Source organism: Massilia sp. LC238, assembly GCF_000735635.1.
GTDB classification, from domain to species: Bacteria; Pseudomonadota; Gammaproteobacteria; order Burkholderiales; family Burkholderiaceae_D; genus Telluria; species Telluria varians.
Map to the genome: position 1 here is coordinate 173,325 of NZ_JNNN01000053.1, position 12,466 is coordinate 185,790.

General features: G+C 63.0%; 12 protein-coding genes. 4 read left to right on the forward strand and 8 right to left on the reverse strand.

What is annotated here, in order from left to right; genetic code table 11:
* Position 1: 1 nt before the first annotated feature.
* The gene (locus tag FG94_RS15105; RefSeq protein ID WP_036213200.1) at positions 2–1,546 is read right to left on the reverse strand and encodes a M48 family metalloprotease; all 1,545 of its coding nucleotides are present in this window, start codon (positions 1,544–1,546) and stop codon (positions 2–4) included.
* 125 nt (positions 1,547–1,671) lie between these two features.
* Here FG94_RS15105 and moaC point away from each other — a divergent pair, with 125 nt between their 5' ends.
* Positions 1,672–2,175 carry a cyclic pyranopterin monophosphate synthase MoaC gene (gene moaC / locus FG94_RS15110; RefSeq protein ID WP_036213203.1) on the forward strand — a complete coding sequence of 168 codons (504 nt, stop codon included), beginning with the start codon at positions 1,672–1,674 and terminating at the stop codon, positions 2,173–2,175.
* A 14-nt stretch (positions 2,176–2,189) separates the two neighbouring features.
* Here the strand turns inward: moaC and FG94_RS15115 are convergent, their stop codons facing one another.
* A complete protein-coding gene (locus tag FG94_RS15115; protein ID WP_036213541.1) occupies positions 2,190–3,152 on the reverse strand; it encodes a MerR family transcriptional regulator in 963 nt (320 codons plus the stop codon).
* Between the two features lie 125 nt (positions 3,153–3,277).
* On the opposite strand from FG94_RS15115, the gene FG94_RS15120 reads away from it, so the two are divergent.
* The 3 genes from FG94_RS15120 to FG94_RS15130 all read left to right on the forward strand — a co-directional run bounded on the left by FG94_RS15120 (position 3,278) and on the right by FG94_RS15130 (position 6,783).
* A complete protein-coding gene (locus tag FG94_RS15120; protein WP_036213206.1) occupies positions 3,278–3,733 on the forward strand; it encodes a fasciclin domain-containing protein in 456 nt (151 codons plus the stop codon).
* A gap of 169 nt (positions 3,734–3,902) precedes the next feature.
* A complete protein-coding gene (locus tag FG94_RS15125; protein ID WP_036213209.1) occupies positions 3,903–4,616 on the forward strand; it encodes a flagellar brake protein in 714 nt (237 codons plus the stop codon).
* 97 nt (positions 4,617–4,713) lie between these two features.
* On the forward strand, positions 4,714–6,783 hold the full coding sequence (locus FG94_RS15130) for a S9 family peptidase (protein WP_051996746.1): 2,070 nt from the start codon (positions 4,714–4,716) through the stop codon (positions 6,781–6,783).
* Positions 6,784–6,862: 79 nt separating this feature from the next.
* Here the strand turns inward: FG94_RS15130 and FG94_RS28265 are convergent, their stop codons facing one another.
* The 6 genes from FG94_RS28265 to recA all read right to left on the reverse strand — a co-directional run bounded on the left by FG94_RS28265 (position 6,863) and on the right by recA (position 12,444).
* Positions 6,863–7,327 (reverse strand): pilin, encoded by a 465-nt coding sequence (locus FG94_RS28265; RefSeq protein WP_036213544.1) that lies wholly within the window; start codon positions 7,325–7,327, stop codon positions 6,863–6,865.
* 339 nt (positions 7,328–7,666) lie between these two features.
* Positions 7,667–8,548 carry a succinate--CoA ligase subunit alpha gene (gene sucD, locus FG94_RS15140; RefSeq protein WP_036213214.1) on the reverse strand — a complete coding sequence of 294 codons (882 nt, stop codon included), beginning with the start codon at positions 8,546–8,548 and terminating at the stop codon, positions 7,667–7,669.
* 18 nt (positions 8,549–8,566) lie between these two features.
* Positions 8,567–9,736, reverse strand: coding sequence for an ADP-forming succinate--CoA ligase subunit beta (sucC, locus tag FG94_RS15145; protein WP_036213217.1), 1,170 nt, complete (start codon positions 9,734–9,736; stop codon positions 8,567–8,569).
* Between the two features lie 71 nt (positions 9,737–9,807).
* Positions 9,808–10,383, reverse strand: coding sequence for a DUF2889 domain-containing protein (locus tag FG94_RS15150; RefSeq protein WP_036213220.1), 576 nt, complete (start codon positions 10,381–10,383; stop codon positions 9,808–9,810).
* 497 nt (positions 10,384–10,880) lie between these two features.
* Positions 10,881–11,339: a recombination regulator RecX gene (gene recX / locus FG94_RS15155; protein ID WP_027865433.1), complete on the reverse strand. Its 459-nt coding sequence runs from the start codon at positions 11,337–11,339 to the stop codon at positions 10,881–10,883.
* 22 nt (positions 11,340–11,361) lie between these two features.
* A complete protein-coding gene (gene recA / locus FG94_RS15160) occupies positions 11,362–12,444 on the reverse strand; it encodes a recombinase RecA (RefSeq protein WP_036213223.1) in 1,083 nt (360 codons plus the stop codon).
* Positions 12,445–12,466 lie beyond the last annotated feature (22 nt).

The window sequence follows — 12,466 nt, forward strand, 5'->3', positions numbered from 1 at the left end:
TCTACGGGAAGTCCTTCTCGGTTTCCTTCTCGGCCTTCTGGCGCGCCTTCAGCTCGCGCTCGCGCGCATCGATGACGGCCTGGTCGTAGAAGGACACGTCGCCCGCCTTGCGCGCCAGGTCGAGCTGCGCCACCGCTGCCGGCAACGCGCCCGCCAGCGCATACGATTCCGCCAGCGCCATGTGCTGCAGGGCGATCTTGCCCTGCTTGGCATAGGTCCGCGCCAGCATGTCGTGCAGCTTCGGCTCTTCGCGGTAGAGCTGGGTCTGGTCGCGCAGGTAGCGGGTGGCCTCTTCAAACTTGCCGGCCGCAATCAGCGCCTCGCCGTACTGGCGTGCGATGGCCCGCGACAGCGGATAGCGCTGGCGCGCGGCATCCGCTTCCTGCACCGCCTGCTCGGCCATCGCCGGCCCCTGGCCGGGCGCCAGCTTGATCTCGACGGACAGCCCGGCGAACATCGCCGCGCCGTCGCCGGCATTCGATTCGGCCGACAGGACACCCTCCTTCGGCTTGACGGTGGCGCGCGCCTTGTCGAGCCATTCCTGGGCCTCGACCAGGTTCCCCTGGCGCAGCGCCAGCAGCGACAGCCCGTACTGCGCGCCGGCCTGCAGGTGGCGGTGCGATTCCTTGAGCTGGGCGTCGAACGCGTTCTTCGCCTCGCGGCGGCCACCGACGCTCTCGTCCTGCAGCACGCGGGCACGCGCGCGCACCAGCTGGAAGTCGAGGTTGTCCACGCGCGCCTTTTTCGGCATCTCGCGGATGCGCGCCTGCATGTCGGTGATGCGCTCGGCCGTCAGCGGGTGGCTGCTCAGGTGGGCCAGGTTCGCGGGGATGTCGCCCGACAGCTTGGTGGCGCTCTGCAGGCGCCTGAAGAAGCCGACGATGCCGGTGACGTCAAAGCCACCCGCGCCCATGATCTGGAAACCCACGCGGTCGGCCTCGCGCTCGGCCTCGCGGCTGAAATTGAGCTGGCGCTGCACGGCCAGGCCCTGCCCGCCCATCAGGACGCCCATCGCGGCATCGGAGCTTGCCTTGGCGGCCAGCGCGGCCAGGATCATCGAGGCCAGCGGCAGCAGCACGTCCTGCTTCTGCTGCCCGATCATGCGGGCGATGTGACGCTGCGACACGTGGCCGATCTCGTGCGCCATCACGCCGGCCAGCTCCGACTCCTTCTGCGCCGCCACGATCAGGCCCGTGTGGGCGCCGATGAAGCCGCCCGGTAGGGCGAAGGCGTTCAGGTTCACGTCGCGCATCGCGAAGAAGGTGAAATCGGCATTGGTCTCGCCGCGCGCGCCGGGCACCGACGACAGCAGCGTGTTGCCGAGGTTGTTCAGGTACTCGGTGATCTGGTCGTCGTCGAGATAGGCCGGGTCGCGCCGGACGTCGCGCATGATCTCTTCGCCGAGCTTGCGCTCGAGTACCGGCGACAGGTCCTGGCGCGCGGTGTCGCCTAGCGTCGGCAGGCGCAGGTTGTTCGGCTTTTGAAGTGGCTCGGCGGGTGCGGCAATGGCGAGGGCGGCCGCCGTGCACAGGGCAATGGCGGTCAACGCAGGGCGCCAGCGGCGCGCCGATGCTGGGCGGGGAGCGTAGTTCACAATGCTATGATAACCCTATCCGCAGCCGCGTTGCTGCACGGCGAAACACTTTGTTTAACAACCTTATTGGGTTAGCAATGAGCACTTCCACCCCGCCCGCAGAGCACCTGACCCACTTCGACGCCACCGGCCAGGCCCACATGGTCGACGTCGGCGCCAAGCAGGACACCCACCGCATCGCCGTGGCGGCCGGCACCATCCGCATGAAGCCGGAGACCCTGGCGCTGATCCAGTCGGGCAATGCGAAAAAGGGCGACGTGATCGGGATTGCCCGCATCGCCGCGATCATGGCTTCCAAACGGACCAGCGACCTGGTGCCGCTGTGCCATCCGCTGCCGATCACGCGGGTGGCGGTGGATTTCGAGGTGGACCCGGTGGCCAGCAGCGTGCATTGCCGGGCGCAGGTCGAGACCATCGGCAAGACCGGGGTCGAGATGGAGGCATTGACGGCCGTTCAGGTGGGGCTGCTGACGATCTATGACATGTGCAAGGCGGTCGATCGCGGCATGGTGATGACCAATGTGCGGGTGCTGGAGAAGCACGGGGGCAAGAGCGGGGACTGGACGGCCGCCCTGTCCTAACGCAGCCGGCACTCTCAAGCGCGGTTCGTCACCACGGTGATGCCTTCGGCAAGCGCGAGCCGCTCCAGGGCGTCCTCCAGCAGGGCGCGGGCCTGACCCGCGCTGCGTTGCAAGCTCGCGTGAAGTTCGGCATCTTCCGGGCTGCGTAGCGCGCACTGGGCGCTGTAGCGCTCGAAACTCCCAACGGTCATCAAGACCTCGGCCAGATGCCGCGGGCACTCGCAAGTCAGTCGCCCGCTTGTTTGTGCCAGCATCGATAGTGTTTCGTCTCCATAGCGCGGCGCATGCACCGGTGGTGGTGTATGAGACAGGGGTATCCGCTCTCCCTGCATCGCAAGCCGGCACAAGGACAAGAGTTCACTCAAGTCGGCAGGCAGGCGGGCCACCAGGCAGCCGGCGTTGCGCAAGGCCCGGATCGTTGCTCCGGACGAAAAACGGTACAGTACCAGAATCGCGGCTGGAATGCGCCCGCGGAGGGCCTCGATGCGGGGCAATACCATATCGTCCAGTTCCGCCTTCTCGACAATCAACACCTCGCCATCAACGTCGACGTCTTCCTGACCGAGCTCGGCCAGCGTGGCACAGCGCAGGCGCAGGTCGAGCCCAATCGCGTCGGCGCCGAGCGCGACCAGCCTGCGCGGCAAGCTTGCTCCCACGACCACCGCACGTATCGGTACAGTCGACAACGAGACCTGTCCCGGATTGTGCTGCTCCAACATCGATTCCAATTGTTGACGTGACAAGCTGGCCAGCAAGCCGATGCCGTGCCCCTGGTCGACCAGTTGCTTGAGCAAGGCAAGACGCTCGACTTGCTCGGCCGAGTAAAGGCGTTGCCCATGCATGGAGCGTTGGGTGTCGGATATCTGATAGCGCCGTTCCCATACGCGCAAGGTTTCGACTGGCAAGCCAGCCATGCGAGCAGCTGTACCGGCACGATAGACAACCGTCTGCTGAACCGCTTTTTCGAAATTCTTCATGTACATGCACCGTTTTTGAACCATATATATGAGAAATTATAGGTTCACATCTTAGACATCTTGCCAAAATTTTCTATATTATCGGGACAAGTTCATTTCATTCACCCCTACCCAAGGAGCGCATCATGAAACGATTCTTCCTCGCAGTCCCGTTTGCTCTGTCCCTCGGCTCGGCCCAGGCTGCCGATATCGTCGACACCGCCAAGTCGGCCGGCAGCTTCAATACGCTGGTCACCGCCGTGCAGGCAGCTGGCCTGGTCGACACCCTGAAAGGTCCCGGTCCGTTCACGGTGTTCGCGCCGACGGATGCGGCATTCGCCAAGATTCCGAAGGCGAAGCTGGACGCCCTGCTCAAGGATAAGGAAGCATTGACGAAGGTCCTGACCTACCACGTGGTTCCAGGCAAGGTGATGGCGGCGGACGTCAAGCCGGGCATGGTCAAGACCGTCGAGGGCAATGCGTTCAAGGTCAGCACCAGCGGCGGCAAGGTCATGGTCGACAAGGCCACTGTGACGAAAACCGACATCGCGGCGGACAATGGCGTCATCCACGTGATCGATACGGTCATCATGCCGAAGTAAGCCATGTTCCCACCGCCGATCACAGCATCGGCGGTGGTTTCCGTGACGTCTCTCTGCCCACAATCTCACCAATATTCACCATTCGAATAGGCAATGTCAGCACACATGTAAGCTGATATGATGCCGCCTCCCGCACGTCGTCCCGACGGCGAATCTGGCCCCGCATCGCATGACCACCGAACAAGCCCGCGAACTCAAGCCCCAGGAATTCGAGTTCGAAACCATGAACCTGCAGGTCGGCGTCCGGCTGCAGGTGATGACCCACCGGCACCTCAAGCCCGCCCAGTATTTCTCGACCCTGATCGGCTACGTCAAGGACGAATACCTCATCATCAAGATTCCGACCGAGAACGGCGCGCCGATCGCCATGACGGAAGGCGATCCGCTAACGATCCGGGTGTTTTCGGGGGTGAACGTGTGCTCGTTCGCGTGCTCGGTCGAGCGGGTGTTCCCGCGGCCGCTGAACTACGTGCACCTGTCTTTCCCGACCGCGATCCAGGGCACCAGCCTGCGCGGTGCGATGCGGGTCAGGGCCGACATTCCGGCGCGTGTATTCAAGGCGAGTGGGGCCGCGTCACCGATCGCCTGCACGCTGGCCAACGTCTCGGTGACCGGAGCCAGGATCGACTCGAACTATCCGCTGCCGGCCGACAGCGAAGTGCTCACGTTGGCGTTCACGCTGGCGACGCCGCCCACCAACGAGGAAGTGCCGGTGGAGACCCTGGCCGCGATCCGGAACATGACGGTGGCCCGGCCGGCGCCGGACAAGCCCGATGTCTACAGCTACGGCGTCCAGTTCGTCGACCTCGATCCGGTGCACTACACCCTGCTGCAGAACATGACCTACGAGGCGCTGCTGGCGGACCGGCTCAAGATCGTCTAGGGACGCGCTCTCCCCCGCTCCAAATGATGTCCATGGTAAATTGCCGGCCTGCGTAAGCAGCGCCCTGCCGCTTGCCAGATGACAACAAGGATGGAGCATGAATATTCGTTTGTCGGGTTTGCTGCCAATGGTGGCGGCGGCCCTTGTCGCGACGAGCGCGAGCGCCGCGCCGCGCGGCTTTACCGTGGAAGACCTGGTGAACATGGAACGGGTGGGCAGCCCGGCCGTGTCGCCCGACGCCAGCCGCGTCGTCTACACCGTGCGCAGCACCGACATGAGCAAGAACCGCGGCCACACCGAACTGTGGATGCTCGACCTGCGCACTGCCGGGGCGGTGCCGCAGCGCCTGACCAATCACGGTTCCAGCAGTACCGAACCGGAATGGTCGCCGTCCGGGGACGCCATCTATTTCCTGTCCTCCCGCTCGGGTTCGTCGCAAGTGTGGCGCCTTCCGATTGCCGGCGGCGCGGCGGGCGAGCCGGTGAAGGTCACCGACCTCCCCCTCGACGTGGAGAGCTTCCGCATCTCGCCGGCAGGCGACCGCCTGGCGATGAGCCTGTCGGTCTTCCGCGACTGCGCGGATCTCGCCTGCACCACACAGCGCCTTGACGCGAAGGACAAGGACAAGACCAGCGGCAAGTTGTATGACCGCCTGTTCGTCCGTCATTGGGACACCTGGAAGGACGGACGCAACAACGTGCTGTTCTCGGCGCCGCTCGACAGCGCCGGCAAGGCGGGCGGCGTGCCGGTCGCGCTATCGGGCTCGCTCGACGGCGACGTGCCCTCGAAACCCTTCGGCGACCGCGAAGAGTTCCGCTTCAGCCCGGACGGCAAGACCATCGTGTTCGCAGCCCGCATTGCCGGCAAGACCGAGGCCTGGTCGACCAACTTCGACCTGTACACCGTGCCGTCCGCGGGCGGCGTCCCGCGCAACCTCACGGCCGACAACCTAGCCTGGGATACCAAGGGCGTGTTTTCGCCTGACGGGAAAACCCTTGCCTACCTGGCGATGGCGCGTCCCGGCTTCGAGGCGGACCGCTACCAGGTGATGCTGATGGATGTGGCGAGCGGCGCAAAGCGCACGCTGGCTGCCGACTGGGACCGCTCCGCCGGCAGCCTGCACTGGCGTGCCGACGGCAAGGCCCTGATCGTCGATGCCGAAGACCTGGGCCAGCACCGGCTGTTCTCGGTCGAGGTCGCGAGCGGCAAGGTGACGGCGCTGACCGACAAGGGCGCGGTCGGCGCCTTCGACGTGCGCGGCAATACGGTGGTCTATACCCAGGCCAACCTGGCCTCCGGCGCGCAGCTGTTCGCCATGCAGCCCGGCGGCCGGCCAAGGCAGCTGACCAGGCTGAACGCCGAGCGCCTGGCCGACGTGCGCTGGGGCGATTACGAGCAGTTCAGCTTTGCCGGGGCCAATGGCGAGACGGTGTACGGGCACGTGATGAAACCCTGGAATGCCGAACCGGGCAAGAAGTACCCGATCGCTTTCCTGGTGCACGGCGGGCCGCAGGGCAGCTTCGGCAACGGCTGGAGCTATCGCTGGAATCCCCAGGTGTATGCGGGCGCGGGCTATGCCACCGTGTTCATCGACTTCCATGGCTCGACCGGTTACGGCCAGAAATTCACCGATTCAATCAGCGGCGACTGGGGTGGCAAGCCGCTGGTGGACCTGCAGAAGGGACTGGACGCGGCCGTGAAGAAGTTCCCATGGCTCGACCGCGAACGCAGTTGCGCCCTGGGCGCGTCCTACGGCGGCTACATGATGAACTGGATCGCGGGGAACTGGAACGACGGCTTCCGCTGCCTGGTCAACCACGACGGCGTGTTCGACAGCCGCGGCATGGCCTACTCGACCGAGGAACAGTGGTTCACGGACTGGGAAAACGGCGGCGCCTATTTCGCGGCGCCCGACAATCACGAGCGCTTCAATCCGGTCCACCACGTGAACAAGTGGAAGACGCCGATGCTGGTGATCCAGGGCGACCTCGATTTCCGCATCCCGACGGCGCAGGCCCTGTCCACCTTCACCGCGCTGCAGCGCAAGGGCATCGACAGCCAACTGCTGGTGTTCCCGGACGAGAACCACTGGGTGCTCAAGCCGGCGAACTCGGTGCAGTGGCATCATACGGTGATGAAGTGGCTGGATCGCTACCTGAAGAAGTAATGCTGTAAACGAAAAAGAGACCGCCGTGGCGGTCTCTTCGAACGATCGCCATCGCGATCGTTCCCATGCTGCGTGGAGGTTATTCGGTCGGGGTGGTGGCCAGATCGCAACCTGCCGGCTTGTAGTCATCCTTCGAGAAGCCTTCAGTCTTGCATTCGTAAGTACCGGTAGCGGTGCGATTCAGCAGGATCTTTGCGGTGCCTTGGGTACCGATACGGCCCGGGCTTTCGATGGTGCAGGTCAGGGCAGCGCCGGCGCCGGTGTCGCCAGGCACGCCGGCTTCGATGGTGGTGCAGTTGCCGGTCTTCTCAGCCAGGCCAGCCTTGGCCAGGTACTGCGCTTCAGTCGTTGCGCTGCCTTCAACGAAAGCCATTTCGTAACCGGTCTTGCCCGCTGCGATGTCGGCATAGGCAGCAGCTGCCTTGCCCTTGGCAATGTAGTCCTGGTAGGCCGGGATTGCCACGGCAGCCAGGATACCGATGATCGCGACGACGATCATCAGTTCGATCAGGGTGAAACCGCCTTCAGCTTTTTTGGTTTGCATTTGCTTGATGTTCATTTCTATCTCTCCAGGGTGGTGTTTCGGGTAATTGGGTTACTGCTTGTTGCCACGCTTTCCTATATGCAAGGCGTGTGCCAGCCCGAAAAATGCTGATTTTATTAGCAGGGAGATAAGGAAACGTCGTGCCAGGACAGGTTTTGGCTTGAGCAGTGACAAAATTTGTCACTTGAGCTCAGCAATTTTTGTCAGCTGGACAGTTTATGGAACGTAATTTGTCATGCATACCAAGGGCGCTCGTCATGGCATGCCAAAAATTTACCGAGTGGTAAAAAAAACGGGGAGCTCACGCTCCCCATTTTCGTCGACCTTGAACTGCTCAGATTACAGCATGGCCTTCAGCAGGCGCGCCATTTCCGACGGGTTCTTGGTGACCTTGATGCCGCAGGCTTCCATGATTTCCAGCTTGGCTTGCGCGGTATCGGCGCCGCCCGAGATCAGCGCGCCGGCGTGGCCCATGCGCTTGCCCGGAGGCGCGGTGACGCCAGCGATGAAGCCGACGACCGGCTTCTTCATGTTGTCCTTGATCCACTGAGCAGCGTTCGCCTCGTCCGGGCCGCCGATCTCACCGATCATGATGACCGCGTCGGTGTCAGGATCGTCGTTGAACATGCGCATCACGTCGATGTGCTTCAGACCGTTGATCGGGTCGCCGCCGATGCCGACTGCCGACGACTGGCCCAGGCCCAGGGCGGTCAGCTGGCCGACTGCTTCATAGGTCAGGGTGCCCGAGCGCGACACGACGCCGATACGGCCCTTCTTGTGGATGTGACCCGGCATGATGCCGATCTTGATCTCGTCCGGGGTGATCAGGCCTGGGCAGTTCGGGCCCAGCAGCAGGGTCTTGGAGCCGGCCTTGGCCATGCGATCCTTGACTTCCATCATGTCACGGACAGGGATGCCTTCGGTGATGCAGATTGCCAGGTCCAGCTCGGCTTCAACGGCTTCCCAGATGGCGGCGGCTGCGCCTGCCGGCGGAACGTAGATCACCGACACGGTAGCGCCGGTTTCCGACTTGGCTTCCTTGACCGATGCGTAGATCGGGATGCCTTCGAAATCTTCGCCGGCTTTCTTCGGGTTCACGCCTGCCACGAAGGCTTCACGGCCGTTCGCGTAGTCGCGGCACATGCGGGTGTGGAACTGGCCGGTCTTGCCGGTGATACCTTGGGTGATGACTTTGGTGTCTTTGTTAATCAGAATCGACATTTTTATTTCCTTCGCGAATTAGGCTTGGCCAGCGGCAGCGGCAACGACCTGCTTCGCTGCGTCTTCCATGGTGTCGGCGGAGATGATTGGCAGGCCCGAATCGGCCAGCATCTTCTTGCCCAGGTCTTCGTTGGTGCCCTTCATGCGGACGACCAGCGGCACTTGCAGCGACACGGCCTTCGATGCGGTGATGACGCCTTCGGCGATCACGTCGCAGCGCATGATGCCGCCGAAGATGTTGACCAGGATGGCTTTCAGGCCCGGGTTCTTCAGCATGATCTTGAATGCTTCGGTGACCTTCTCTGCGGTCGCACCGCCGCCCACGTCCAGGAAGTTGGCCGGCTCGCCGCCGAACAGCTTGATGGTGTCCATGGTGGCCATGGCCAGGCCGGCGCCGTTCACCAGGCAGCCGATGTTGCCGTCCAGCGAGATGTAGGCCAGGTCGAACTTCGATGCTTCGACTTCAGCCGGATCTTCTTCGTCCAGGTCGCGGTAGGCGACGATTTCCGGGTGACGGAACAGGGCGTTCGAGTCGAAGTTGAACTTGGCGTCCAGGGCGATGACCTTGCCCGAACCGGTCAGGATCAGCGGGTTGATTTCGGCCAGCGATGCGTCGGTTTCCCAGTAAGCCTTGTACAGGCCTTGCAGGTTGGTGCGCGCGTCGACGATCGACGCTTCCGGCACGCCGATCTTGCGGGCGACGTCGTCGGCCTGCTCATCGGTCAGGCCGACCGACGGTTCGATCACGACGTTGTGGATCTTTTCCGGGTTGCTGTGCGCGACTTCTTCGATGTCCATGCCGCCTTCCGACGAGGCCATCAGCACGACCTTCTGGGTGACGCGGTCGGTGACCAGGGAAACGTACAGTTCCTTCTTGATGTCAGCGCCTTCTTCGATCAGCAGGCGGCGGACTTTCTGGCCTTCCGGGCTGGTCTGGTGCGTGATCAGCTGCATGCCCATGATCTGGTCGGCGTATTCCTTGACCTGTTCCAGCGACTTGGCAACCTTGACGCCGCCGCCCTTGCCGCGGCCGCCTGCGTGGATCTGCGCCTTGACGACCCAGACCGGGCCGCCCAGCTCTTCAGCTGCCTTCACGGCCTCTTCCACGTTCATGCACGGAATGCCGCGCGGAACGGTCACTCCGAATTTTCGGAGGATTTCTTTGCCCTGATACTCATGGATTTTCATGCTGGCTTCCCTTCTTATCTATGTACTGAATGAGTAATACGGTTGAATTACAAAATGACAAACAGCGAATCCTAACCCGACACGGCTTTGATCGACCAGCGGGGATAGTAGGTGGCCACGGCCGGTCCGTCGCTGCGCAGCGCATGGCAACGGTCGAGCTCGAAAGGCCGTTCGGCCGCGCTTTTATTCGCATCTGCGTCGGCGCCGCCGCGATCGTCGAACACGTCGTCGGCGTAGGCCTGCAGCGCTGCGGTGGGCAGCACCTGGGCCAATTCGGTCAGGTGGGTGCAGCCGAGCACGCCGGACAGGCGATCTTTCAAGTGCAGCCGGAAGTGGTTCATGAGCGACAGGCCGACCAGCTTTTTGTAAGCAGGGCCGATGGTCTCGCAAAAACCGGGATACGGAACGGAATCGGACGCGGCTTCGGCGTCCACGATGGTCAGCTTGCGGTCGATGGTGACGCGCAGCTTGAGGTCGTGTACAGGCATGCCGCCCGGTCGATCACCGGAAGGCAGCGAAATGTCACGGGTTTTGACGTCGCGGATACTGGCGTCCAGATCCCACAGGCCATCGTCGCGCGCATAGGCTTCGACGGTGATGGCGCGCGTATGCCGGAGCGAGCGCGATACGGGAGGAGACAGGGGCATAAAAACCAATGCCGCTTACGCGGCGGTTAGTGGTGCAGCCAGTGTGCTTCATGCACGTTGCCGTAGCTTCTACGACAACAACCGCTCATGCGGCGCTGCTTAAACCGTGAAAGTTTAGCACACGGCGTTGGCGGTTGCACTGCAACAGCGGCCTTTTTGCTGCACTGCAGGCAAGATTGGACGGGTTTCTTGCTGAGCCGTCAATATTGCTTTGGCTGGACGGGTCTGGCGGGTTGGCAAGACCAATCTCGACAGCGGCGCGCCGCACAGGCTCCGTAAACGCACAGCGCCAGCGTGCAGCGCCATCGTCCGTTGAGGAATATGCCTGGGCATATCGGGGATGACGCTCCACGCTGGCGCCGGAGCATGCTTCTATATAGAAGAAGCGCAATGATCGAGGGTGATACATCAGGCCTGCGGCCACGCCTGGCATATCGTCAGAGCAAGCCTGGGGCCAGGCCGGCTCGTCAGGGCAACAGGCTCGAACTCCAGCCTGTTTACAGCTCGTCGTCGTCGGGAGCGCCCTGCATTGCGATCCGTGCAGCGCGTTGGGAGAAACCACGCTGCAGCATGAAACGCATCTGCTTGGCACGCTCAGCCGCATCGGCGGCGACGGTGCCGAACTTGCGCCGCCAGACTTCGGTGGCGCGTGCGGTTTCGCTGTCGGCGAGCGCGGCCTTGATCTCATCCAGCGCTTCGCCGTTGACGCCGTGGCTTTGCAGCTCGGCCATCACGCGGCTGTTGCCGAAGCGGCTTGCCTTCCTGTTGATCAGGGATTCGGCAAAACGCTCCTGCGACAGCCAGTTGTTCTTCTCAAGGAAATCCAGGAGGGCTTCCACGTCATCGCCCTCCTCGGCATAACGGGCCAGCTTGCGCCCCAGCTCGAGCCGGCTGTGCTCGCGCATCGACAAGTAGCGAAGCGCGCGCGCTTTCAGGCTCAGCTGGGGTGCAGGCATAGGCACTCTACAAGCTCAGCGATTACTCGCCGACTGCCTTCAGCTTGTCCTTGCCGCTGTCTTCGACAGCAGCCAGGACCGGCGGCAGCTCGCGCACGCCCAGCGCAGCACGGACCTTGTTCTCGATTTCGCGTGCCAGTGCCGGACGATCTTTCAGGAACTGACGGGCGTTGTCCTTGCCCTGGCCGATGCGTTCGCCGTTATAGCTGTACCACGAACCCGACTTCTCGACGATCTTGTTGTCGGCGCCCAGGTCCAGGATTTCGCCTTCGCGCGAGGTGCCTTCTCCGTACAGGATATCGAAGTGGGCTTCCTTAAACGGCGGCGCGATCTTGTTCTTGACGACCTTGACCTTGGTTTCGTTACCGATCACTTCGTCACCCGACTTGATCGAACCGGTACGGCGGATGTCCATACGTACGGAGGCGTAGAACTTCAGCGCGTTACCGCCGGTGGTGGTTTCCGGGCTGCCGAACATCACGCCGATCTTCATACGGATCTGGTTGATGAAGATGACCAGGGTATTGGTACGGTTGATCGAGCCGGTCAGCTTGCGCAGCGCCTGCGACATCAGTCGCGCCTGCAGGCCCGGCAGCGAGTCGCCCATGTCGCCTTCGATTTCGGCGCGCGGGGTCAGTGCCGCCACCGAGTCGATGACCACGAGGTCGACCGAGCCCGAACGCACCAGCGCGTCGGTGATTTCGAGGGCTTGCTCGCCGGTGTCCGGCTGCGAGATCAGCAGCTCGCCCAGGTTGATGCCCAGTTTCTGCGCGTAGGTCACGTCGAGCGCGTGCTCGGCGTCGATGAAGGCGCAGGTGCCGCCCAGTTTCTGCATCTGGGCGATGGTCTGCAGCGTCAGGGTGGTTTTACCCGACGATTCCGGACCGTAGATCTCGACGATACGGCCGCGCGGCAGGCCACCGACGCCCAGCGCGATGTCCAGGCCCAGCGAGCCGGTGGAAACAGTCTGGACTTCCTCGACCGGTGCGCTGGTGTCCATGCGCATCACCGAGCCCTTGCCGAACTGCTTTTCAATTTGCGCCAGGGCGGCGGCCAGCGCCTTGCCCTTTTCAGCGGCGTTTACTGCGGTTTTTTTGTCGTCCATGGTGTACTTTCAGCTGTGGAGT